Annotated in this window: 23 protein-coding genes and 3 pseudogenes; 19 read left to right on the top strand and 7 right to left on the bottom strand. The window is 66.1% G+C overall.

The window, feature by feature from the left end:
* Window positions 1-22 precede the first annotated feature (22 nt).
* The 6 genes from Q8T13_15800 to Q8T13_15775 are packed head-to-tail and all read left to right on the top strand — an operon-like array spanning window position 23 to window position 6,451.
* Window positions 23-1,339, top strand: coding sequence for a dipeptidase (locus Q8T13_15800; GenBank protein ID MDP3719225.1), 1,317 nt, complete (start codon window positions 23-25; stop codon window positions 1,337-1,339).
* The gene (locus Q8T13_15795) at window positions 1,340-2,380 is read left to right on the top strand and encodes a MoxR family ATPase (protein MDP3719224.1); all 1,041 of its coding nucleotides are present in this window, start codon (window positions 1,340-1,342) and stop codon (window positions 2,378-2,380) included. It begins immediately after the preceding gene.
* Window positions 2,377-3,582 (top strand): hypothetical protein, encoded by a 1,206-nt coding sequence (locus Q8T13_15790; protein MDP3719223.1) that lies wholly within the window; start codon window positions 2,377-2,379, stop codon window positions 3,580-3,582. Before Q8T13_15795 ends, Q8T13_15790 begins: the two co-directional genes overlap by 4 nt.
* Window positions 3,567-4,664 (top strand): vWA domain-containing protein, encoded by a 1,098-nt coding sequence (locus Q8T13_15785; protein MDP3719222.1) that lies wholly within the window; start codon window positions 3,567-3,569, stop codon window positions 4,662-4,664. Before Q8T13_15790 ends, Q8T13_15785 begins: the two co-directional genes overlap by 16 nt.
* Complete coding sequence (locus Q8T13_15780) at window positions 4,661-5,365, top strand: hypothetical protein (protein ID MDP3719221.1); 705 nt, start codon at window positions 4,661-4,663, stop codon at window positions 5,363-5,365. The genes Q8T13_15785 and Q8T13_15780 overlap by 4 nt, the downstream gene beginning before the upstream one ends.
* A complete protein-coding gene (locus Q8T13_15775; protein ID MDP3719220.1) occupies window positions 5,366-6,451 on the top strand; it encodes a VWA domain-containing protein in 1,086 nt (361 codons plus the stop codon). It begins immediately after the preceding gene.
* A 40-nt stretch (window positions 6,452-6,491) separates the two neighbouring features.
* Here Q8T13_15775 and Q8T13_15770 read toward each other — a convergent pair whose 3' ends face one another.
* Window positions 6,492-6,842 carry a gamma-glutamylcyclotransferase family protein gene (locus Q8T13_15770; GenBank protein MDP3719219.1) on the bottom strand — a complete coding sequence of 117 codons (351 nt, stop codon included), beginning with the start codon at window positions 6,840-6,842 and terminating at the stop codon, window positions 6,492-6,494.
* 80 nt (window positions 6,843-6,922) lie between these two features.
* Between Q8T13_15770 and Q8T13_15765 the strand changes: the two genes are divergently transcribed.
* The 11 genes and pseudogenes from Q8T13_15765 (at window position 6,923) to Q8T13_15715 (ending at window position 15,639) form a co-directional block, all read left to right on the top strand.
* Window positions 6,923-7,366 (top strand): CHRD domain-containing protein, encoded by a 444-nt coding sequence (locus Q8T13_15765; protein ID MDP3719218.1) that lies wholly within the window; start codon window positions 6,923-6,925, stop codon window positions 7,364-7,366.
* Entirely contained in the window at window positions 7,363-9,501 is a 2,139-nt protein-coding gene (locus Q8T13_15760) for a PQQ-binding-like beta-propeller repeat protein (GenBank protein ID MDP3719217.1), read from the top strand. The genes Q8T13_15765 and Q8T13_15760 overlap by 4 nt, the downstream gene beginning before the upstream one ends.
* A 146-nt stretch (window positions 9,502-9,647) precedes the next feature.
* Window positions 9,648-9,953: pseudogene (locus Q8T13_15755) on the top strand (type I restriction endonuclease subunit M).
* The gene (locus Q8T13_15750; GenBank protein MDP3719216.1) at window positions 9,944-11,185 is read left to right on the top strand and encodes a restriction endonuclease subunit S; all 1,242 of its coding nucleotides are present in this window, start codon (window positions 9,944-9,946) and stop codon (window positions 11,183-11,185) included. The pseudogene Q8T13_15755 and the gene Q8T13_15750 overlap by 10 nt, the downstream one beginning before the upstream one ends.
* Window positions 11,185-11,619, top strand: coding sequence for a GxxExxY protein (locus Q8T13_15745; GenBank protein ID MDP3719215.1), 435 nt, complete (start codon window positions 11,185-11,187; stop codon window positions 11,617-11,619). The genes Q8T13_15750 and Q8T13_15745 overlap by 1 nt, the downstream gene beginning before the upstream one ends.
* Window positions 11,612-12,658, top strand: a complete 1,047-nt coding sequence (locus Q8T13_15740) for a virulence RhuM family protein (protein ID MDP3719214.1) — start codon at window positions 11,612-11,614, stop codon at window positions 12,656-12,658. The genes Q8T13_15745 and Q8T13_15740 overlap by 8 nt, the downstream gene beginning before the upstream one ends.
* Window positions 12,655-13,162: pseudogene (locus tag Q8T13_15735) on the top strand (type I restriction endonuclease). Before Q8T13_15740 ends, Q8T13_15735 begins: the two are co-directional and overlap by 4 nt.
* Window positions 13,152-13,646 (top strand): annotated as a pseudogene (locus tag Q8T13_15730) (SprT-like domain-containing protein). The pseudogenes Q8T13_15735 and Q8T13_15730 overlap by 11 nt, the downstream one beginning before the upstream one ends.
* A 3-nt stretch (window positions 13,647-13,649) precedes the next feature.
* Window positions 13,650-14,072 (top strand): DUF1801 domain-containing protein, encoded by a 423-nt coding sequence (locus Q8T13_15725; GenBank protein ID MDP3719213.1) that lies wholly within the window; start codon window positions 13,650-13,652, stop codon window positions 14,070-14,072.
* The gene (locus Q8T13_15720; GenBank protein MDP3719212.1) at window positions 14,069-15,013 is read left to right on the top strand and encodes a cytochrome C; all 945 of its coding nucleotides are present in this window, start codon (window positions 14,069-14,071) and stop codon (window positions 15,011-15,013) included. Before Q8T13_15725 ends, Q8T13_15720 begins: the two co-directional genes overlap by 4 nt.
* Window positions 15,013-15,639, top strand: a complete 627-nt coding sequence (locus Q8T13_15715) for a hypothetical protein (protein MDP3719211.1) — start codon at window positions 15,013-15,015, stop codon at window positions 15,637-15,639. The genes Q8T13_15720 and Q8T13_15715 overlap by 1 nt, the downstream gene beginning before the upstream one ends.
* A 53-nt stretch (window positions 15,640-15,692) precedes the next feature.
* On the opposite strand, the gene Q8T13_15710 is transcribed toward Q8T13_15715, so the two are convergent.
* Genes Q8T13_15710 through Q8T13_15690 form a run of 5 tightly spaced genes read right to left on the bottom strand, consistent with a single transcriptional unit; the run spans window position 15,693 to window position 19,450 of the window.
* Window positions 15,693-16,814: a DUF1028 domain-containing protein gene (locus tag Q8T13_15710; protein ID MDP3719210.1), complete on the bottom strand. Its 1,122-nt coding sequence runs from the start codon at window positions 16,812-16,814 to the stop codon at window positions 15,693-15,695.
* A gap of 29 nt (window positions 16,815-16,843) precedes the next feature.
* Window positions 16,844-18,205 carry a radical SAM protein gene (locus Q8T13_15705; protein ID MDP3719209.1) on the bottom strand — a complete coding sequence of 454 codons (1,362 nt, stop codon included), beginning with the start codon at window positions 18,203-18,205 and terminating at the stop codon, window positions 16,844-16,846.
* Between the two features lie 38 nt (window positions 18,206-18,243).
* On the bottom strand, window positions 18,244-18,510 hold the full coding sequence (locus Q8T13_15700; GenBank protein ID MDP3719208.1) for a hypothetical protein: 267 nt from the start codon (window positions 18,508-18,510) through the stop codon (window positions 18,244-18,246).
* 2 nt (window positions 18,511-18,512) lie between these two features.
* Window positions 18,513-18,854, bottom strand: coding sequence for an STAS domain-containing protein (locus Q8T13_15695; protein MDP3719207.1), 342 nt, complete (start codon window positions 18,852-18,854; stop codon window positions 18,513-18,515).
* Window positions 18,851-19,450 (bottom strand): RNA polymerase sigma factor, encoded by a 600-nt coding sequence (locus Q8T13_15690; GenBank protein ID MDP3719206.1) that lies wholly within the window; start codon window positions 19,448-19,450, stop codon window positions 18,851-18,853. Before Q8T13_15690 ends, Q8T13_15695 begins: the two co-directional genes overlap by 4 nt.
* Before the next feature lie 93 nt (window positions 19,451-19,543).
* Here Q8T13_15690 and lysA point away from each other — a divergent pair, with 93 nt between their 5' ends.
* Window positions 19,544-20,785: a diaminopimelate decarboxylase gene (gene lysA / locus Q8T13_15685; protein MDP3719205.1), complete on the top strand. Its 1,242-nt coding sequence runs from the start codon at window positions 19,544-19,546 to the stop codon at window positions 20,783-20,785.
* 44 nt (window positions 20,786-20,829) lie between these two features.
* Window positions 20,830-21,414: a dTMP kinase gene (gene tmk / locus Q8T13_15680; GenBank protein MDP3719204.1), complete on the top strand. Its 585-nt coding sequence runs from the start codon at window positions 20,830-20,832 to the stop codon at window positions 21,412-21,414.
* Here tmk and Q8T13_15675 read toward each other — a convergent pair.
* Window positions 21,380-22,051, bottom strand: coding sequence for a ComF family protein (locus Q8T13_15675; GenBank protein MDP3719203.1), 672 nt, complete (start codon window positions 22,049-22,051; stop codon window positions 21,380-21,382). The genes tmk and Q8T13_15675 overlap by 35 nt on opposite strands.
* Window positions 22,052-22,093 lie beyond the last annotated feature (42 nt).

Here is a 22,093-nt window from a genome sequence, read left to right as displayed (position 1 = left end):
GATCTCCGCCTCAGGAGATTCCATGACCCGCCTGGTTTCGTTTTCCGCCGCCCTTTTTCTGTTCGTGAGCCTGGCTGACCCGCGGCCCCTGGCCCAGGCTGGCGCCGATGCCGCGCTGGTGGCGAAGGCCAGGGCCATCCACGAGCGCGTGATCACGCTTGACACGCACGCCGACATCAATCCGACCAACTTCACGCGACAGGTGAACTACACGCAGCGGCTCCCGACGCAGGTCAACCTGCCGAAGATGATCGAAGGCGGTCTCGATGTCGCTTTCTTCATTGTCTATGTCGGCCAGGGGCCGCTGACGCCCGAGGGCTACGACGGCGCCTACCGGCAGGCGGTGGCGAAGTTCGACGCCGTGCATCACCTGACCAAAGAGATCGCGCCCGGGCAGATCGAGCTGGCGCTCACGGCGGCCGACGTGACCCGCATTGCCAAAACCGGCAAGAAGGTGGCGTTGATCGGCATCGAGAACGGCTACTCGATCGGCACCGACATCTCCCGCGTGAAGGAGTTCTACGATCGTGGCGGCCGCTACATGTCGCTGGCGCACAACGGCCACAGCCAATTGGCCGATTCGAACACCGGTGAACGCGACGGCAAGTGGCTGCACAACGGACTGAGCGAACTGGGCAAGCAGGCCATTGCCGAGATGAACAAGTGGGGCATCATGGTCGACCTGTCGCACCCGTCGAAGGCCGCCAACCTGCAGGCCATGGCGCTGTCAAAGGCGCCGGTGATGGCCTCGCACTCCTCCGCGCGCGCCCTCGCCGACCACAGCCGCAACCTGGACGACGAAGAGTTGCAGGCACTGAAGAAGAACGGTGGTGTCGTGCAGACGGTCGCGTTCGCCAGTTACGTGAAGATCAACAAGCCGGATTCAGCCGAGCGGGCGGCGGCGATCGCCGCGCTGCGCAAGGAATTCAACCTGCCGGCGCAGGGCCAGGGCGGCGGCCCGGGCACGGGCGGCGGCGGTGGTGGCGGCGCCATGAACCGCCTGACTCCTGAGCAGCGCACGCAGTACCTCGCGCGCATGGCCGAGATCGACCAGAAGACGCCGGGCGATCCCCGGGCGACGGTCGCCGACTTCGTCAACCACATCGACTACCTGGTGAAGAAGATCGGCCTCGATCACGTCGGCATCTCGTCGGACTTCGATGGTGGCGGCGGTGTCACCGGCTGGAACGGCGCCGAAGAAACGTTCAACGTCACGCTGGAACTGGTGCGGCGCGGCTACACCGAAGAGCAGATCGGCAAGATCTGGAGCGGCAACCTGCTGCGCGTGATGGCCGACGTCGAGAAAGTTGCCAGGCAGATTCAGGGCGGGCACAACTAGGTGCACGCAGAGCTTCAGGAGGCGATCGACTTTCACGTCGCGGTCATTGCCGAAGGCAGCAAGGCGCTGGTGGGCTACGACACCGCCAAGGCGGTGGCCAATGTCGTCTTGCTCTCGGAGATCCCGACCACGTACGACAAGCGCAGCGAGCGGCAGGTCAACGCCGGCAACCTGTTGCTGCGCGGCGTGCCCGGCGTCGGCAAGACGTTCTTCGGCGTGATCCTGTCGGCGATCAGCGACGCCAGGTTCGCCCGCATCCAGGGCCGCGCCGACCTGCAGCCGACCGAGGTGGTCGGGTTCCAGATGATCAACCCGTCCACCGGCGAGCTGGTGACCGAGTTCGGCCCGATGGCGTCGGCCGAGGTGATCCTGCTCGACGAGATCAACCGCATCCCGCTCAAGTCGCAAAGCGCGTTTCTCGAAGCCTTGCAGGACCGCACGATTACAGTCGGCAAGTCCACCTACGAGCTGCCGGCATTCAGCTTCGCGATTGCCACCATGAACCCGGTGGAACTGGGGCAGGGCACGTTCCCGCTCTCGGAAGCGGCCACCGACCGGTTCGCGGCCATGGTGAACATTGGCTACCTGCCGTCTGAGGAAGAGGAAAAGCTGGTCAACTTCGACTTCAAGCAGGTCCGGCTCAACCCGTTGCTGGCCAAGGACCGAATCGTCCAGCTGCGTAGCGTGATCAGCGAGGGCGTGTTCCTGCACGACCGGCTGGGCAAGTACATCCAGCGGCTGGTCGCCGCGACCCGGCCGTACAACGAGGACACCGACTGGCGGCACCACTCGGTGTCGGAACTGGTGGAGCGCGGCGTGGACCTGGGCGCATCGCCACGCGCCATCATCTGCTGGAGCCGCCTCGCGAAAGTGTGGGCGCTCTTGCAGCACCGCCGCGCCGAGGTCTATCCCGAAGACATCCAGGAACTCGCGCCGTTCGTGCTCAGCCATCGCATCTGGCTCGGGCCGCATGCCGCGGCCCACGGCCTGACGGCCGAAGCCGTGATTCGCGACGTCATCGACCAGGTGCCGGTGCCATGAGAACCGTGTTGCTGTTCGTGGCGGCGTTGACCCTGAGCGGTGAGGTCCGCCTGAAGGCGGACGCTACAACGGCGCAGAGCCAGGAGCCGGCCGGGGTCGATCCGATCCGCTGCTGGTGGCAATCGAGCGCCGGGGCGATCACGATCGGTGAAGCTTTCAGCGTGGTGCTGACCTGCGCCGTGATCGAGACCCCGTCGATGCAGGTCGTGGCCGACGAATCGCGGCTCGGCGTGGCGTCGATCCAGATGGCGCCGTTCGAGATCCTCGGCGGCTCGCATCCCGCTGACGTCCACCGCCAGCAGCGGCGGTTCTTCCAGTACCACTACCAGCTGCGGTTGATCAGCCCCGACGCGATTGGCCACGACGTCAACGTTCCGGCACTGTCGATTCCGTACCGTGTGCACAGCCGCGTCGGTGCGGCGGCGGCGCTCGAGGGCCGCGACCTCACGTACCTGATGCCGGCGCTGCCGATCAAGGTGCTGTCGCTGGTGCCGGCCGAGGCCGCCGATATTCGTGACGGTTCGGACGCCAGCCTCGGCGCGGTGGAGGCCCTCCGCTTCCGCGGCAGCATGTTCGAGCTGCTCGCCGTCGCGCTGGCGGCGGTTGGCGTCGTGGTCGCGGTGCTGGCGCTGGTGCCGCTGGCGCGCGGGGCCCGCGCCGCCGGTCCGGCCGCTGCCAACCGCCTGCCCGCACGCGCCGTGGCCTCGCGTGCGGCCCGGGAGTTGACCGACGTCCAGTCGGCCGCCGGCGCCGGGGGCTGGACCGATGCCCTCGTCGCCCGTGCGCTGGCGGCCGTTCGCGTCGTGGCGTCGCTGGCGATTCGCCACCCAGTGAGCGAGAAAGAGCTGACCGCGGGTGCCGCTGCGCCGGAAGGGCGCTTGGCCGTGACGCACGGACGGATCAAGGCCATGCGGGCCGCGGTCTCGAGCGCCGTGACCGCTACCGACGTCGCCCTGGCGGGATCGCAACTGGCCGACGAAGTGTCGATGTCGCATCGGCATCAGCTGGAAGGCCTGCAGTCGGCGCTGGCGGTCCTGACCGCCGCGTCGTACTGCCAGGCGCCGGTTCGTGACGCGGCCGTCCTGAACGAGGCGGCGCGGCATGCGACCGAAGTCGCCGGCCAATTGCAGAGCGAGCGCAACCTGTGGAGCCGCCTTCGCCGAGGCTTCGGCGCCCAAGGAACGTGGTGGTCGCAGCGCTGACCGCCGTCGCCCAGGCGGTCGCCGCCGAGTGGGCGGTGTTCGACTTCGCCGGCCTGCAGTTCTGGCGTCGCGATACCGGCCGCCTGGCGTTGCTGGCGGTAGTCGGCGTCGCGGTGTTGCTGTTGTTGATACGGGCCGCCAGGGGCCGGCAGCCGGGCCGCGGCCAGGTGGTCTTGCCGGCACTGCTAAAAGCATGGCCGGGGTCTCGACTTGCCTGGACGAGGCACCTCCCGGTGGTCCTGGGTGTCGCCGCGCTGCCGTTTGCGCTGCTCGCGCTGGCCGATCCGTATTCGGCGCTCGTGGTGGAGAACGTAACCTACCCGGGTCGCCGCATCGCCCTGATGATCGACGCGTCCGACAGCATGCAGACCTCGTTCACGGCCGCGACGCTGAACACGCGCAGCGACGTCCAGCCGGCCTTCTTCACCACCATCGCCGCCGCCGAACGTTTCGTCCAGTTGCGGCGCCAGGGCCGCCGCCGCGATCTGATGGCGCTCGTCGAGTTTGGCAGCCGCGCCTACGTCATCACCCCGTTTACGAGCGACTACGACAACCTGCTGCTGAGCATGGCGCTGATTGGCGACCCGGTCGAGTTCTCGCAGTTTCCGGAATCGGGCACCGTGATCGCCAGCGCGCTCGAAGAAAGCATCGAGATCTTCAAGGCCTTCAACTTTCTCGAGGCCTCGGGCAACCTGATGGTGATCTTCACTGACGGCGAGGACACCACCTCGATCGTGCAAGGCCGCAGCCTCGACGACATCCTGAAGAGTGCCAGCGACAACAAGATCCCGCTGTTCTTCGTGCGCACGAACTACAACAAGGAGTTCGGCGAGGGCATTCCCGACGCGAAGTGGCAGGCCGCGGTCGAGCGGACCGGCGGCCGCTACTATGTGGCGAAGAACGAGGCGACCCTGATCGCCGCTGTGGAAGACATCGACCGGGAGGCGGCCGGTACGATCGAAACCCGCCAGTACTCGAGCCAGCAGGCGCGCTATAGCCTGTTCGCCCTGGCCGCCGCCGCGCTGTGGACCGCCGCCGCCGGACTCAAGCTCACGACCCCGTGGTTTGGAAAATTGCCATGATCAATAGAACCGTCCTCGTCCGCATGCTGATCGCCGGCCTCCTGTTCACCGCCGCCTGGCTGTCGTGGTCCGAGGCGCGTCTTGCAGCGCGGGTGGCCGATGCCCGGCAGCAAATGGCCACGCTGCAGTTTCAGATCGACGACTCCCTGACGCCGTCGGCATCAATCTCCGATTATCTGCCCGGTGAGGCCGGCAGCCTGTCGGACGACATTCGCCGCATTCGCGCCAGGGTCGCCTACTGGATCGGCAGCTACGACGATGTGATCGACGAGCGCACCGAGGAAGTGGACGCAGAAGTGCTGTGGACGAAGGCGAACGCCGCGTTCAGGGCCAGCCGGCGCGGACCCGCCGCGCCCCAGCAGGAGCAGGTGCAGCGTCTCGACGGCGTGCTCCAGGCGTATGCCGATGTGTTGAAGGCGTCGCCGCGGCACGTGGAGGCGGCCTACAACTACGAGTTCGTATCGCGGGTTCGCGACCAGATTGCTTCGCGAGTGCCTGGCAAGACCGTGGCGGCGCCGGTGGCGGCGACCCGGCCTCGTCCCGGGGACCTGCCCGAGGGCAACACGATTCACGGCCTTCCCGGTGGGCCGCCGCCCGATGCCAAGACCGAAGAGTTCCAGGTGATTGCGCCCATGGAATACGGCGATCGCGAAGCACAGCCCGAGGCCACGCCGGGCGGCAAGATCCAGAGAAAGGGATAAGTGCCCGAAGGCCTCCAGTTCGGCGCGCCACCCTTCCTGTGGCTGCTGGCGGCGCCGGCCCTGCTGCTGGTCGCGTGGGTCTGGCGCGTCGTCCGCCGGTGGTCGGATCTGCGCCGGCTGCGCGAGCATCGCTCGGTCCCGGTTCGCGAGCGGTTCGGCCTCGCGGGCGACCTGCCGTTCTGGCTCTGCCTGATTCTCGCCACGGCGGCCGTGATCGTGGCCACCGCCCGTCCGCAGGGCGTGACGACGGTCGTCGGCCGTGCCGGTGTCGATATCGTGGTGCTGCAGGACGGTTCGGCGTCGATGCACGTGAAGGATGTTGCGGGTAATCGTTGGCAACGGGCGATGAGTTTCTTGCGGCTGCTGGGCGACTCCCTCAGCTGGAACGATGATCGCGTGGCGCTGACGGTGTTTGCGCACATCGCCACACCGCAGATCCGCCTGACGCGCGATCCCAACACCGTGTTCTTCTTCCTCGATCACCTGAGCGGCCGTCCGCCGTTTCGCCTGGAAGAGGACACGACGTGGGACACCAACCTCGAGCAGGGCATTGCCTGGGGCCTGCGCCTGCTGACCAAGGACCGCGAGCTCCATGGCCCCTCGCCCAACGCAAAGCTGTTCGTGCTGCTCTCGGACGGCGAATCATGGAGCGGTGAGGTGGCTCGCTCAATCGAACTGGCCAGCCAGGCGGGTGTGCCGCTCCACGTGATCGGGGTCGGCACGCTCGCGGGCGGGATGCTGCCGGAAAGCCAGGACGCGGACGGCGTTACCGTGCCATCGCCCGGCCGGTCGCGGCTCGACCGGCCATCGTTGCAGCGCATTGCCGCCGCCGGTGGCGGGCAGTACTTCGAGCTGGATCGCGACCCCGAACGCGACATCGCCAACGCGATCATCGACGCTGGGCGGCGCCAGGCTCCGACCACGACCGAGGAAGGGCAGGTCCAGGAACTCTACTGGCGCTTTCTCGCGGCTGCCGTCGGGTTAGCCGCTGCCGGCACGATCTTCCTTCGCGAGCGCGCCGAACTGGGCCTGCAACTGGCCGCTGCGGTCGCGACCGCGGTCGTGCTTTCGTCCGTGCTCTGGTAGTGCAGTTCGCCCGAGCGACGTAGAACCCTAGCCGTGGACGTCAGGCTCGTGGGCGGACAACGTGCACGTACACCCATGCCTGCCGCCCGGATGCCAGGCTGGCCGTGACCCGCTCGTAGCGGAACTCGGCTTCGTACTCGTCGGTATTTGCCAGTTCCGCGTCGCTGATCTCGAACACCATCCCGAACACGCGGCTGGCGGGGTCTTCGCTGGGCGTCACGTTGTGGTGGTGAGTCTTGCCGAGCCTGGCCACCAGGTCCGAATCCTCGATTTTCACGACCGCTGGCAGGAAGCCAACCAGTGCGTCCCGGTGTCCGTCGAGCCGCCGGCCATAGGTGGCCAGCTGAATGTCGTCTTGCTGCAGGGTGCCGTACGAGAAGAGCAGTGGCATGACCCCAGCACTTTAGCACTCCAGCACCTGAGCACCTGAGCACCTGAGCACTTGAGCACTTGCTGGTATCATTCCGGCCCATGACCAGACGGTTTGTTCTCCTGGCCGCAAGTCTCGTGGCCCTGTCGGCGGCCACGGCCGGCGCCCAGAAGGCGCAGTACCGGGCCCGGCTGTCGCCGGTGCCGCTCGACGTGGCCATGCAGGCCACCATCGCCGGCTCAGGCTCGGTGACTGCCACTCTCAATGGCACGACGCTCACGCTGACCGGCAACTACGCCGGTCTCAAGACGGCTTCGACGGTGGCACGCGTGCATCGCAGTCCCCGGACGGCGATGCGCGGCCCCGCGATCGGCGACTTGACGATCGCGCCCGGCACGAGCGGCAGCATTGCCGGTACCCTTGAATTAACGAAAGAGCAGGTCGAGGATTTGGCCAACGGACGGCTGTACATCCAGCTGCATAGCGAGAAAGCGCCCGAAGGGAACCTCTGGGGCTGGCTCTTCATTCAAGAGGGCAGGAAATGAAGACCTGGATCAGCTGTGCCGTGCTGGTGTTGTGTGCCGGCGCCCACCTTACGCTCACGGCCGTTCAAACACCTTTGCCCGCCGCCTACACTGACGCGCAGGCCACCGCGGGCCAGGCGTCGTATCAGGCCAATTGCGCCAGTTGTCATCTGGCGACGCTGGTCGGCCAGAACGAGGCGCCGGCGCTGGCCGGGGCCAACTTCATGACCACGTGGCGCGGCCGGACGACGAAGGATCTGATCGAGTACATGGCGGCGACGATGCCGCCCGGACGCCCCAGCCTGGGCGAGGCTGAGTACCTCAACATCACTGCTTACATCTTGCAGTTCAATGGCGCGGTCGCCGGCGTCCAGCCGCTGGCGCTGGCAATGACCACGCCAATCGGCAGCATCGCCACCGGCCAGCGCGCCGCGGCTCCGTCTGCGCCGGCCGGACCCGCTCCGGCCGGACGTGGCGCGGCGGGGCCGCCACCGCCGCGTGGCCACTCGGTCCGCGGCGAAGTGAAGAACTACGTGCCGGTCACCGACGCCATGCTGAAGAACCCCGACCCGGGCGACTGGCTGATGGCGCGCCGCAACTACCAGGCCTGGAGCTATAGCCCGCTCAGCGAGATCACGACGAGGAACGTGAAGGACCTGAAGCTGGCCTGGAGCTGGGCGATGAACGAGGGCGGCTCCAACCAGCCGATGCCGCTCGTGCACAACGGCATCATGTACCTCACCCACACGCTGAACATGGTGCAGGCGCTCGATGCCGCGACCGGCGACCTGATTTGGGAGAACCAGGTCGGGCCCAACGCCGCCGTCGGCTCGTTCGCCTCGATGCGCAACATCGCGATCTACGAGGACAAGATTTTCCTGTCGACCACCGATGCCAAGCTCTACGCGCTCGACGCCAAAACCGGGGCCGTGGTGTGGAACGTGACGGTGGCCGACAACGCCAAGGGGTACTACCAGACCAGCGGTCCGCTGGTGGCGCGTGGCAGGGTGATCCAGGGCTTGCAGGGCTGCGACCGATTCCGTGCCGCCGACCGCTGCTTCATCAGTGCCTACGACGCGAAGACCGGCAAGCTGATGTGGAAATTTCACACCGTGGCGCGTACCGGCGAGCCTGGGGGCGACACCTGGGGCGCGTTGCCCGACAGCATGCGCGCCGGCGGCGATACCTGGATCGTCGGCAGCTACGATCCCGAGCTCGATCTCGTCTATTACGGCGTGGCCCAGCCGAAACCGTGGATGCCCGCGAGCCGCGGCACCAAGGTCAGCGATGCGGCGCTCTACACCGGTTCGACAGTGGCGATCAGGGTCGAGGACGGCACCCTCGCTTGGCACTACCAGCACATCCCCGGCGAGACGCTGGACCAGGACGAGGTGTTCGAGCGCGTGCTCGTTGACAACGGCCCCGAGAAGGCGCTCTTCACCATCGGCAAGGCCGGCATCCTGTGGAAGCTGGAGCGCAAGACCGGCAAGTTCCTGGGTTACAAGCAGACCGTGTTCCAGAACATGTTCGACAAGATCGATCCCGAGAAGGGCACGCCGACCTACCGGCAGGACATCATCGAGCAGAAACTGGACGAGTGGTTGACGGTGTGCCCGAGCACCGAGGGCGGCCACAACTGGCAGGCCATGACGTATCACCCGCCGACACGGCAGTTGATCATCCCGCTCAGCCAGTCGTGCATGGAAATCGTCGCGCGCAAGATCGAGTTTGCCGAGGGGTCCGGCGGCGTCGGCGCCGCTCGCCGGTTTTTCGAGATGCCGGGCAGCGACGGCAACGTCGGCAAGCTGCTCGCCATCGACGTGACGACCATGAAGGAGACGTGGAGCAGCCAGCAGCGGGCCGCCTACCTGACCGCTGCGTTGAGCACGGCGGGCGGCGTGATGTTCATTGGCGACCTCGACCGCCAGTTCCGCGCTCACGACGTGAAAACCGGCGAGGTGTTGTGGTCGGCGCGCCTGGGTACGGCGGTGCAGGGCTTCCCGGTGTCGTTCTCGGCCAACGGCAAGCAATACGTGGCCGTCACGACCGGCGTCGGCGGCGGCAGTCCGCGTGTCGTGCCGCGGACCATCACTCCAGAGATTAACCCGCCTTCGAACGGGCACACGCTGTACGTGTTCGAGCTACCCAAGAGATAAACGCACGTAGCGGCGGGTCTTCAGCTCGCCCAGTGTGAATGTAGGGGCGGGCTTTAGCCCGCCCGAACACAATGGCCATAAAGAAATCCGACCTGTACTCATCCCTCTGGGCCTCCTGTGACGAGCTGCGCGGCGGCATGGACGCCAGTCAGACCACGCTGAAGCGCGCGGTCAAGGAGCAGGAAGCGGCGCTCGACAAGCTCGCCTACGAGAAGTACCCCACGCTAACCGACGCGGAGATCAAGACGCTGGTGGTGGACGACAAATGGATGGCGCGCCTGTCGGTCGCTGTGCAGGGCGAACTGGAGCGCGTCTCGCAGACCCTGACCGGCCGCATCCGCGAGTTGGCCGAGCGCTATAACCGGCCATTGCCGCAGCTCACCGACGAAGTTGCGACTCTCGCCGCGCGGGTGGAACAGCACCTGGCGAAGATGGGGGCGTCGTGGACGTGAAGCCCGGATACAAGCAGACAGGGTTGGGCGTGCTCCCCACTGACTGGGACGTCGCACCGCTGGGCCGGCTCGCGACCTTTCGCACGGGCCCTTTTGGAAGCGCACTCCACAAGTCCGACTACACCGATGACGGCGTTCCGGTCGTTAACCCAATGCACATTGTTGGCGGAAAGATTGAGCCGACCCGGACAATGACTATCACGGAACAGGCAGCGAGGCGCCTTTCCGACTTTCGCATGAGCCCCGGCCAAATTGTAATTGGCCGGCGAGGCGACATGGGGAGATGCGCCGTCATTCAGCAGCACCACGCGGGATGGTTGTGCGGAACCGGCTCGATGATTGTTAGACCCCTGAACGCCGATCCAGATTTTCTGCAGCGAGTGCTTTCGAGTCCACGGGCCATTTCGGCCATCGAAGATTCTTCAGTTGGCACGACCATGGTGAACCTGAATCAGGGCACTCTCGCAGGTTTAATGGTCCAACTCCCCCCGCTCTCAGAACAGCGCCTCATCTCGGCAGCCCTGTGTGATGTGGATGATTTTCTGGACGGGCTGGACCGGCTCATCGCCAAGAAGCGAGACCTCAAGCAGGCCGCCATGCAGCAACTGCTCACCGGCCAGACGCGCCTCCCTGGCTTCAGCGGGGATTGGGAGGTGAGGCGGTTGGGTGAGGCCGCGCAGATTGTCATGGGCCAGTCACCAAGCTCATCGAACTACAACACCAAGGGCATGGGACTTCCACTAATCCAAGGCAATGCTGACATCGTGAACCGTCTCACGATCAAGCGCACGTTCACGACCCTGATTACGAAGCACGGAAGAACCGGCGACATTCTGATGTCAGTCCGCGCGCCGGTCGGCGAGATCTCGCGTGCCGCCTTCGACGTCTGCCTCGGTCGGGGCGTCTGCGCCATTAGATTCCCGAATGGCTTCCTCTATCACTGTCTCATCTACCTGGAGCCGAGTTGGGCGAAACACTCTAAGGGTTCGACGTTTGATTCGGTCAACTCGGCAGACGTCAGCGCGGCTGAGATTCGGATTCCAAGCGACCTCGCTGAACAGACCGCGATCGCCGCTGTTCTTTCAGACATGGACGCCGAGCTCTCAGCCCTCGAAGCCCGCCGCGACAAGACCCGCGCGCTCAAGCAGGGGATGATGCAGGAGCTACTCACCGGTAGAATCCGACTGATCTCACGCGAAGACGCGAAGGACGCGAGACAACGAGTGGATTGATGAACGCCGAAGAGACGTCTGCCATCGTCGTTGACGTTGCGTTCCATCTCCATAAGGATCTGGGACCGGGACTCCTGGAATCGGTATACGAAGCAGTGCTGGCACGAATGCTGGAACAACGTGGCTTGCAGGTGGAACGTCAAAAAGCCGTGGCTTTCGATTTTCACGGCATGCACTTCAGCGAGGGCTTGCGGGTGGATCTGCTCGTCAATGGTTGCCTGGTCATTGAACTGAAGTCCGTCGAGACGTTGGCGCCAGTGCATTCGAAGCAACTGCTGACCTACCTGCGGCTGCTCAGTCTCCCGCTCGGCCTGCTGATCAATTTCGGGGCAGCCACGTTCAAGGATGGCATCAAGCGGGTCGTCAATAACCACCAGGATTTCGCGTCTTCGCGTCTTCGCGTGAACCGCCCGCCGGGGGACGCCGATGCCTGATTCGCTCCCGCAATCTGAGATCATCCTCTACCGGACCGAGGATGGGCGCACGCGCATCCAGTGCCGGCTTGAGGACGAGACCATCTGGCTGACGCAGGCGCAGATCGCGGAGCTGTTCCAGACCACGCCGCAGAACGTGACCATCCACCTGAAGGCCGTGTTCGCGGAAGGTGAGCTGGTCGAGGCGGCAACCTGTAAGGATTACTTACAAGTTCGCGCCGAGGGCGGTCGGGAGGTGACCCGACGCCTGCGGCACTACCGCCTCGAAGCCATTCTCGCCGTCGGCTACCGCGTCCGCAGCCACCGCGGCACCCAGTTCCGGCAGTGGGCCACGGCGCGCTTGAGCGAGTACCTGGTGAAGGGCTTCACCATGGACGACGAGCGGCTGAAGAACCCGCCGGGCCAGGGTCAGAAGGACTACTTCGACGAGCAACTGGCGCGCATTCGCGACATCCGCTCCTCGGAGCGGCGTTTCTACCAGAAGGTCCTCGATATCTACGCCACAAGCGTGGACTACACGCCGAACACCGAGCTGTCGCAGCAGTTTTTTGCCACCGTGCAGAACAAGATGCACTCGGCGGCCCACGGGCAAACGGCGGCAGAGGTCATTCATGCGCGGGTGGACGCGACGAAGCCGTTCATGGGGTTGCAGACCACCCGGCCCGGCGGCATCGTCCGCAAGGAAGACGTCGCCGTCGCCAAGAACTACCTGGACCCGGCAGAACTCGACACCCTGAACCGGATCGTCAACGCCTACATCGAGTTTGCCGAGTTGCGGGCCCTGCAGCGCCAGGTGATGACCATGCGCGATTGGGTCGTCAAGCTGGACGAGTTCCTGAAGCTCTCTGCCCACGAATTGCTGGACCATTCGGGTAAGATCACCGCCGAGCAGGCCAGGATGAAGGCCGAGCTCGAATACGACCGCTACCGCGTGCTGCTTGATTCGCAGCCGCGGGCGGTTGACGCGGACTTCGAGAAGGCCGTGGCTGACCTGAAAAGACTGCCGAAGCCAAAGCCACCGAGGCGACCGAAGCGATGAGCCCAGACGGACAGCCCCGCTCCGAGCGCCACACCCAGAACCGCGTGGTGGCCTTGTTCACCGACCCCGCGCGACCCGACGGTTTGCGTTATCGCCACCTGGGCGACTGGAGCACGCGCGAGAACAATCGCCACATCGAGACGGCGTTCTTGCGGGCCAATCTCCTGGCACGCGGCTACTCTCCCGCCCATGTCGCCGCCGCCTTGCAGAAGCTCGAAACCGCCGCCGACGCCACCGGCGTCACCCTCTACCAGGCCAACCTGCGCACGTATCAGTTGCTGCGCTACGGCGTCCAGGTGCAGGTGGCGGCAGGGCAGGCGCACGAAACCGTGTATCTGATCGACTGGGGAGGACCCCGAAAAGAATGATTTCGCGCTGGCCGAGGAGGTCACGCTCAAGGGCGGCTACGAACGCCGGCCAGACATCGTCCTCTACCTGAACGGCATCGCCGTCGCCGTGATCGAGCTCAAGCGCAGCTCGGTGGAAGTCGCCGAGCCACTACGTGTGGGGCAAGCGTTACCTGCTGACGGTGGTCGAACGCGACCAGAAGCCCTCGGTGACGATGGACCATCGGCGGATCACGCTCAGTGTGCGGCCCGGCAGCGACCGGGCGAAGCGTGAGGCGGTGATGCACCAGTGGCACAGGGGCTTGCTGCATGCGGCCGTCCCGCGGCTGATTCACAAGTGGGAGCCGCGGCTCAAGCGCAAGGTAGCCGCGTACTTTCTGCAGCGCATGAAGACCCGGTGGGGCAGTTGCAATCACAGGGCACGAAACATCCGGCTGAATACGGAACTGGTGAAGAAGCCGAAGGACCTGCTCGAGTATGTGGTGGTTCATGAGATGCTTCATCTGGTCGCGCCGACGCACAGCGAACGGTTCGTGGCGCTGCTGAACGAGCACTATCCCGCGTGGCGTGAAGCCAGGGCAGAGCTGAACGACCTGCCGCTGGCCGCCGAGTCGTGGAGGGAATGGCCAAAAGGGGCATGAAACATGGCTGAACTCAAAACCAGGAAAACCACGGCGTCGGTCAGCGGCTTTCTGAACGCGATCAAGGACGACCAGGTGCGCAAGGACTGCAGGGCGATCAGCGCCTTGATGCAGAGGGCGACCAAGGCCAAGCCCGCCATGTGGGGCCCGGGCATCATCGGGTTCGGTTCGGTCCACCTGAAATACCCGACCGGCCGCGAACTGGACTGGATGGCCACGGGATTTGCGCCGCGCAAAGGCAACATCACTCTCTACGTGCTTGGCGGCTACCCGCAACGGGACGAGCTGCTGGCGAAGCTGGGCCCTCACAAGTCCAGCGGCTCGTGCCTGCACATCAAGCGCCTATCGGACGTGCACATGCCCACGCTGACGAAGCTGATTGCGGCAGGCGTGAGGTACATGAAGAAGCAGGACGTGCGCGCATGATTCAGCGATTGGGACTGGTGGTTGTTGGCGTCATCCTCGGCGCGGTCGTCGCAACCGCACAAGCGCCATTGCCGCCGCCGTGGGCGTACACGGTGAATCCGCCGCCGGTGCCGGGCGCCAAGCCCGCGCCGCCTGAGCCGGCACCGCAACGGGTTAATGGCAGCAGCTTGTCGTTCACGATCGCCCAGACTCGCGACGCCTTCAATCCGCCTGACTGGCACCCATCCGAGCATCCGCCGATGCCCGTTGTCGTGGCGCACGGCCGGCGTCCGGAGTTGCGCGCATGCGGCTTCTGTCACCTGGTCAACGGCCAGGGCCGGCCCGAGAACGCCTCGCTCGCCGGCCTGCCGGCCGCCTACATCGTTCAGCAGATGATCGACTTCAAGACTGGCGATCGGAAGAGCGCCGAGCCGAGGATGGGCCCGCCCAACGCGATGATCCAGGATGCGAAGGCGGCCAACGACGAAGAGGTCCGGACGGCGGCGGCCTACTTCGCATCGTTCCCATTCAAGAAGTGGATCCGGGTCGTCGAAGCGGATGACGTGCCGAAGACCCGGATTACGGGGGCGATGCACGTACCCGCCGGCGAAGGGACCGAACCACTCGGTCAACGCATCATCGAAATGCCCGAGGACCTGCGGCGAACAGAGTTGCGTGACGCATCGTCTGGTTTCGTCGCCTACGTGCCGAAGGGCAGCATCGCGAGGGGCGAGTCACTCGCGAGGACCTGCGGGACCTGCCACGGTTCCGACCTCAAGGGACTGGGCCCGGTGCCGCCGTTGGCCGGCCGCTCGCCGAGCTACACCGTCAGGCAGTTGTTCGACATGCAACAGGGCATGCGAAAGGGGCCGTGGTCGGCGCTGATGAACGCCGCGGTTGAGCAGCTCACCGTCGACGACATGATCGCGATCGCGGCCTACACCGCATCAAGGGAACCGTAATGGCCGCAAAGAAAATGCACCCGCTCGTCAAGGTGGCGATCGGCTTCGTGGTGATCGCCGTGGGCGGCTGGCTGTTTGTGCGTTCGGCGCAGAGCGTCAGAGCCGAGCCGTATCAGATGTCGGCCCGGCATCTGCAGGGCTGGACGCTCGGCGTCGATACCGCCGCCGATTCGCAGGGGTCGGTGGCCTCGCTGCGCCCGCCACCCGAACTGCCCATGAACATGTTCCGGCAGTTGTTCAGCCGGCAGATGGAGTCGATGGGTACGCCCAGCCAGCCTGGCATACCGCTCGCGCTGCGCCAGGAACTGCCCGCGGGCGTGACTCCGGAACGGGTACTGGCCCTGGCGCAGGCCGCCGGACTCGACCGCGCGGCGATTTCACCAGCCTGCGTGGGGTATCGGCGCGTGTCGGCCATGGGCGCCACGCGTCAGTTGTATTACCTGGTGTTTTCGGTTGCGGGCTTCGAGGCGTTTCGTGCCGACCTCGCGAAAGAGGCGGGCCCCGACTTCAAGCCGGACGCGCTGTCGCCGGTGTTGATGATGGCGGCCCAGCCCGACTTCACCGGCTGGATGCCGATTGGCGCCGACGCCAGTCGCGACTGCATCGCGCCGGTCGAGGTTGAGTAATCAGTCCGGCTAACCGCCTTCGCCAAGGCTTCGGCGGGTCAAGAAGCCGGACGCTACTTTTTCGTCTTGGCGAAGTACGCAGTCCTGAGCGCGTCGACCAGTCGCTGATCGACCAACCCTGGTGGGTTGCCCTGGTAGTTCAGGCTCTGGTCGGCGCGGAACTTGTCGACCGCCGCGATGGCCTCGTCGTCAAACGTCGCGTACTCGCGCGTGAACGCCGCCGACGCCTGGCGCGCCTCGGCGACGGCCGTGTCGTAAGCCGCGGGGTTGGTCTTTCGCAGCTCCTGCATCGTGGGCGTGTTGGTGCCGGCAGGCGTGCTCGGGAAGGCCGCCAGTGTCGGCCGCCAGTAACCGAGCGCGTGCAGCATGCGCTTCAACTCAATCACATCCGCGCCTTCCACCTTCGAGAACGTCCGATAGCCGAGCCGGCGAGCGGTCGTGTAGTAGATGCGCTTCATCTCGCCGACCGGTTCGGCATGCTCGCCCACTTCGATCGCGAGGGCGATGTGATCGCCGCCGCGCCCCGAATCGTTCGGGTCCGCGATCTTGATCGCCGCCGATTGCAGGTTGCCCCAGCGGCGGTCGCCGCCCTTGGCCTGGCCGGCTTCCATGGCCAGGATCATCCGCTCGGCGAGTGGCATGCCGGTGCCGGCGGTGGCCTCGAACGTCGCCGCGATCGCCTCGACCACCTCGGGGCCGACCATGATGTTGGCCTGCACGGTGTAGTTCAGGCCCTGCCGGCTGCCGGCCCAGTTGCCGTTCTGCTTGCCGGTGTGGGCGGCGGCGCGGCCCTGCATGTCGATCAAGGCCAGCTGGCGCGACTCGCGCTGCTGGTCGTCGGCGAGCAGTTGCGCCAGGGCGGCCGACGGTTCCACGCCCTTGGCCAGCAGATCCAGCCCGCGCGGTCCGTACTCGACCACGGTGGAGGCCTGGGTGCAGACGGCGCCGATCCCGGCGCGCACGTGCGGCACGGCGCGGCCCACAAACGGCACCCGCGTCGTCACGCCGGCGCCCGACTGGCCCGTCGCCGGGTCGATCGCGCACAGCGAGAACGTCGCGTACTGTGGCAGTCCCTCGTCATTGATGGTGACGCCGTCAGCGGCGCGCTGCTGCGCGAAACCATCGACGCTTAGAACGAGAAGAATCGCAATGCTGAAGGCTGCTGCTCTAGTCATGAGTAATCTCCCTGCCGGCCCCACCCGCCCTACCTGACCCACAATCCCTTCGTCGTCGTGGGCGAGCCGCAGGCCTCGAACCAATCGACCCCTTCGCTGACCAGGTCGAACTTCAGCGCGTAGCGTCCCGGCGTCTCCGGAATGGGCACCTCGATCGGCACCGCCATCTCGGCGCCAGGCGCGAGGTCGGCGGGCAGGAAGGCGCGCGCGTAATCGCGTTCGATCAGCGTGCCGTCTTCGCGCATCAGTTGCGCACCGAGGCGCACGAGCCGCCGGCCGGAGCTGGTGGTCTTGCGGAACGGCTGTCCCGAAAGGTTGCGAACCTTCGGGGTCAGGGGCAACGTGGTCGCGGCCCGCACCAGGTACGGCAGGTCGGGCAGCGGCGAATGCAGGCGGATCTCGGCGCGCGGCGTCATGCCGGGAATGGCATTGCCGAGACCGCTGTTGTCCCAGATTTCGTGCTGGATGCGCGCGTTGCCCTCGGAGCCGGGCTGGTAGCGCTGCGAGAACGAATCCTCGGGGTGATCGGTGATCTCCCAGCACAGGCGATCGACGCCGATCTCGGCGGCCATCTCGCGCGCGCGCGCCATCTCGTCGTCGTGGTCGTTCCAGTTGAAGAGGATGTACCGCCAGTTCACGAACGGCAGGTCGCGCCCGGCCTTGCGGCGCTCGTCGACGAGCGCCCGCAGGTTGGCGATGGCCTTGTCGAAGTTGCCGCGCTGGCGGTAGCGGACGTAGGTCTCCTGCGACGCGCCGTCGATCGAGAACGTCACCTCGTCTATGCCGGAGCGCGCCAGTTGCCGGACCTTCTCTTCGGTGAACGCCAGGCCGTTGGTGCTGGTGTAGAGGTAGATGTGCGGGAAGCGCGTCTTGATGTACTCGCACATCTCGACCGCGCGCTTGTGCAGGAAGGCTTCGCCGTAGTTGAAGAAGTCGATCCGGCCGAGTGACGGCCCGGCTTCGTCCACGACTTTCGTGAACACGTCCCAGTCGAGCATGCCGGCCTGGCGGGTCTTGGTGATGCCGGTCTCCGGCGCGCAGCACGCCTGGAAGCACGAGATGTTACAGGCGGCGGTCGTCTCGATATAGAGGCGGCCGGGCAGCGGGGCCACGTCGAGGTCGCGCTGCGGTGGTTGCTGGCCGGGGGCGAGCGGCAGCTTGAGCGGGCAGTCGCCGCAGAACTCCGCCCCGCCGGCGTTCATGTCGATGCGCAGCTGGCTGGCGGTGGCGCCGCGCCACACCTCCGACACCGTCGAGGTGCGGGTGTCGCCGAGCACGCGCTTGGCATACGGATCGGCGCAGCCGCACACCATGCGGCCGTCGCAGAGCAACACCCCGATGGACCACGGCCACGAGCAGGTGTAGCGGCTGGCGAGATAGTGGAGCGACATGGCAGGTCTCTTGAATCCTAACTACCAACTACCAACTTCTACCTTTTCCCGATCTTCTTCAGGTACGCCTCGAGCTTGTCGTTCTCGTACTTCACCTGGTTCAGAAACAGGCTTTCGGCCAGATACGCGCGCCGCTCATCGTCGGTGAGCTGGTCGATCAGGTAGTTGATCTCGCGGTTCAGGTCCTCGAAGGACCGCTCCAGTTCCTTCTTGGCGGTCACTTCGTGGAATAGCGCCTCGAGGACCGCGAGCAGGTCGCCGTCGAGCGCGATCTCGGTGCCCGATGTGGTCTTGATGCTCCGCATGATTAGCTCCCGAAGCTCTGAAGCGCGCCCGCCTCGTCCGGGAACATCTTGAGGAAGTTGTGGGCGCCGGTCATGGTCAGCATGGTCTCGACCCGCTTGTTGACGCCGGCCAGCCGCAGTTCCCCGCCGGCCGCCGAGGTCTGGCGGTAGAGGTCCATCAGGCAGCCGATGGTGGCCGAGTCGACGTAGGTGACCTTCGACAGGTCGATCATCACCTTCTTGTCGCCGGCGGTCAGCAGAGACATCACCGCGCCCGAGAAATCGGCCAACAGCGGATACATCAGTCGCGTTTCGCCAACGCGGACGATGGCGACGCCTTGAGCGCGATCGGTCGTGAGATTCATCCCGTTACCCCTTCGTCTTCTTCCCGAATGCGTTGCACCTGGCGGGCCAGTTCCGTGCGGCCGCGGTTGATGCGCGATTTCACGGTGCCTTCAGGCAAGTTCAGTTGATCGGCGATTTCCTGGTACGACAGCTCCTGGAGGTCGCGCTTGACGACCGCCTCGCGCAGCGACGGCGGCAATTCGGCCATCGCCTTGCGCAGCAGCTCGACGCGGTCGGCCTGTTCGAGCGCCTGGAAGGCGTTTTGGCCGGGCGCCGCGGGCGTCAACTCGCCGGCATCGACGTCGCGGTCGATCGTCTCGCGCTCCTTGCGGACGCTGCGGTAGTGATCGATGCACAGGTTGCGGCTGACGCTGACCAGCCACGTCTGGAAGTTCGCGCGGCGGTCGAAGGTGTGCAGCGACTTGAAGATCTTCAGGAAGATGTCCTGCGTCAGGTCTTCGGCTTCGTCGTGCCGGCCGGTGAACTTGTAGGCGATGTTGAAGACCTTGCGCCGGTGCTGGCGCACGATCTCCTCCCACGCGGTCTGATCGCCGCCGAGACAGCTCGCGATGAGCGTGTCGATGGCTTCAAGGGGCGCTGGCGAGGGATCAGGCATGTGGCAGTGGGCAGAGGACGAGCCGTCCCCGACCCCGAATCATACCATTCCACCCCACCCCAATCGCCCAGCCGGCGCGATAGAATCAGGAAAGTGGCTGTCACCGCACCCGCGACTTCTCCAGGCCTGTCTACCGCCCGGCTCCAGGACATCGCCGCCGGCGTCGGCACGCCCTGTTACGTCTACGATGCCGACCTGATTCGCGCCGCTTACGCGACGCTGGATGAGGCGTTTGACGGCTATCCGCACGCCATCCACTACGCACTCAAGGCCAATTCGGCGCTCGCGGTGGTGCGGCTGCTGCACTCGCTTGGCAGCCACGGCGACGCCAACTCGCTGGGCGAAGTCGATGTCGCGCTGCGCTGCGGCTTTCGTCCGGACCAGATCGTGTTCACCGGGGTGGGCAAGAGCGCGTCCGAAATCGATCGCGCGGTGGCGCTGGGGCTGCTGGCCATCAACGTCGAATCGCCCGGCGAACTCGATCGCATCGATCAACGTGCGGTCGCGCAAGGCACGGTGGCCCGGGTCGCGTTGCGGGTCAACCCCGACATCGACGCGAAGAGCCATCCTCATATCTCCACGGGCCTGCGGTCCAACAAATTTGGCGTGCCGATCGACGAAGCGCCGGCCCTGTTTCGCGAGATGGCCGGCCGCCAGGGCCTGGCGCCGGTCGGCGCGCACGTCCACATCGGTTCCCAGATCACGACCCTCGACCCGTTGAGCCGCGCCGCGGAGGCCGTGGTCGCGCTCGCGCACGCGCTTGCGGACGAAGGCATTCACCTGCAGCACCTCGACATGGGCGGCGGACTGGGCATTTCGTACGATGGCGCGCCGGTGGTAAACCCGGCCGACTACGTTCGCGCCCTGGTGACAGCCACCCGGGGCAGCGGCCTCAAGATCGCGATCGAGCCCGGGCGCGTGCTGGTGGGTCCGGCCGGCCGGTTGTTGACGACCGTCGTTGACGTCAAGCAGTTTCCCGGCGCGAAGCGCTTTGTCGTAGTCGACGCCGGCATGACCGAGTTGATGAGGCCGGCACTCTACAACGCCTTCCACCACATTGAACCTGTGGTACCGCGGGCCGGCGAACCCGGTCCGGTCGACATCGTCGGCCCGATTTGCGAAAGCACCGACTCGTATGCGCGCGACCGGCAACTGGCGCCGGTCGCGGTCGGCGACCTCCTGGCCGTCCACGACGTGGGCGCGTATGGCGCCGTCATGGCGCACACCTACTTGCGACGGCCGCTGTCGCCCGAGGTGATGGTCGAGAACGGCGAGTGGCGGGTGATTCGCCGCCGGCAAACGCTCGACGAACTGCTGTCGCTCGAAACCGAATGAACCCCAAGCCCCCGAGCCCCCAAGCCCCTAAGCCCTCAGGCCACTTGATTGCCTTTGAAGGACTGGACCAAAGCGGCAAGCAGACCCAGGCCGAGCGGCTGCTGGCGGCGTTTCGGACCGCTGGACTGGGCGCCGAGTTCCTGACCTTTCCCGAGTACACCACCGCCATCGGCACCGAGATTGGCCACGCGCTGCAGGGCGAGCGCCACTACGATCCCGACACCCTGCAGTTGCTGTACATCGCCAACCGGTTCGAGTTCCGGCCGCAGATTCTGCAGTGGCTCGAGGCCGGTCGCATGGTGGTGTGCGACCGCTACCTGGCGTCGAGCATCGCGTACGGCGAGGCGCAGCGGCTGGACGCGGCGTGGTTGACCGAGATCCAGAGCCGCCTGCCACAGCCCTCGCTGACGCTGCTGCTGGACATTCCTCCCGACGCCTCGCTCACTCGCAAGCAAGTGGCGCGCGACAAGTTCGAGCGCGACCTGCCGCTGCTCGGCCGCGTTCGCGAGAGCTATCTCCGCCAGGCCGGCCACGACGCCGGGTGGGTGCATCTCGACGGCGCCCGCGACAAGGATGCGGTGTCGGCCGACGTGCTCAGCGCCGTCCGGTCACGACTCGGGCTGCTGTAAGCGCCCGCACCTCCCTGACCCCGCCACGTTTCAACACCCGGGCGCACGCCTCGAGCGTCGCCCCCGTCGTCGACACGTCATCGACGAGAACGACCACCGTTGCCATGTGGCGTCCGGCTTTAGCCGGACCATCAGCGATGGCAAACGCGTCACGAACGTTCTGGTGCCGCGCGTCGGCCGGCAGCTCGATTTGCGAGGTGGTGTCGCGCACCCGGCGTAGCAGGGCAGCCACCGGCAACCCCAGTTGCCGCGCCAGATCGTCAGCCTGGTTGAAGCCGCGACCGCGTTCGCGCCGGGGATGTAGCGGAACCGGGACCACCAGGTCGGCACCGAGCAGCAGCGCCTGGCCGCGTTCGCGCATCAGGCGGCCCAACGGCTTCGCGATCGAGCGCCGCCGCTCGTACTTCAGCGCGTGGATGATGTCGCGCAAGCGGCCCTCGTAGTGATCCACCGCGCACGCCCACTCGACGGCATGACCGCGCGGGTGCTCAGTGAGGGGCGCGCCGGTCCTGATTGCTGCCCAGCACTGCTCGCACACCGCGCCGTCGAGCGGGTTTGGCAGCGGCCGCGCGCAGGCCGCGCACGGTGGTTCGAAGAGAGAGGCCAGGAGGCTGTTGGCGAGGGCGCGCAGGGTCATAGGGCAGACCCGGTCGCCGTGCCCGGGACTAAAGTCCCGGGC

The sequence above is a fragment of the Acidobacteriota bacterium genome, from assembly GCA_030697165.1.
GTDB lineage: Bacteria > Acidobacteriota > Vicinamibacteria > Vicinamibacterales > UBA2999 > 12-FULL-67-14b.
This window is presented reverse-complemented; position numbering and strand designations above follow the sequence as displayed.

Coding starts and splice junctions, on each gene's coding strand:
- Q8T13_15715 (MDP3719211.1), top strand. CDS start 15,013: ATGGCCGCAAAGAAAATGCACCCGCTCGTCAAGGTGGCGATCGGCTTC.
- Q8T13_15675 (MDP3719203.1), bottom strand. CDS start 22,051: ATGACCCTGCGCGCCCTCGCCAACAGCCTCCTGGCCTCTCTCTTCGAA.
- Q8T13_15700 (MDP3719208.1), bottom strand. CDS start 18,510: ATGCGGAGCATCAAGACCACATCGGGCACCGAGATCGCGCTCGACGGC.
- Q8T13_15780 (MDP3719221.1), top strand. CDS start 4,661: ATGATCAATAGAACCGTCCTCGTCCGCATGCTGATCGCCGGCCTCCTG.
- Q8T13_15710 (MDP3719210.1), bottom strand. CDS start 16,814: ATGACTAGAGCAGCAGCCTTCAGCATTGCGATTCTTCTCGTTCTAAGC.
- Q8T13_15725 (MDP3719213.1), top strand. CDS start 13,650: ATGGCTGAACTCAAAACCAGGAAAACCACGGCGTCGGTCAGCGGCTTT.
- Q8T13_15740 (MDP3719214.1), top strand. CDS start 11,612: ATGCCTGATTCGCTCCCGCAATCTGAGATCATCCTCTACCGGACCGAG.
- Q8T13_15765 (MDP3719218.1), top strand. CDS start 6,923: ATGACCAGACGGTTTGTTCTCCTGGCCGCAAGTCTCGTGGCCCTGTCG.
- Q8T13_15705 (MDP3719209.1), bottom strand. CDS start 18,205: ATGTCGCTCCACTATCTCGCCAGCCGCTACACCTGCTCGTGGCCGTGG.
- Q8T13_15720 (MDP3719212.1), top strand. CDS start 14,069: ATGATTCAGCGATTGGGACTGGTGGTTGTTGGCGTCATCCTCGGCGCG.
- Q8T13_15695 (MDP3719207.1), bottom strand. CDS start 18,854: ATGAATCTCACGACCGATCGCGCTCAAGGCGTCGCCATCGTCCGCGTT.
- Q8T13_15770 (MDP3719219.1), bottom strand. CDS start 6,842: ATGCCACTGCTCTTCTCGTACGGCACCCTGCAGCAAGACGACATTCAG.
- Q8T13_15745 (MDP3719215.1), top strand. CDS start 11,185: ATGAACGCCGAAGAGACGTCTGCCATCGTCGTTGACGTTGCGTTCCAT.
- Q8T13_15800 (MDP3719225.1), top strand. CDS start 23: ATGACCCGCCTGGTTTCGTTTTCCGCCGCCCTTTTTCTGTTCGTGAGC.
- Q8T13_15690 (MDP3719206.1), bottom strand. CDS start 19,450: ATGCCTGATCCCTCGCCAGCGCCCCTTGAAGCCATCGACACGCTCATC.
- Q8T13_15760 (MDP3719217.1), top strand. CDS start 7,363: ATGAAGACCTGGATCAGCTGTGCCGTGCTGGTGTTGTGTGCCGGCGCC.
- Q8T13_15790 (MDP3719223.1), top strand. CDS start 2,377: ATGAGAACCGTGTTGCTGTTCGTGGCGGCGTTGACCCTGAGCGGTGAG.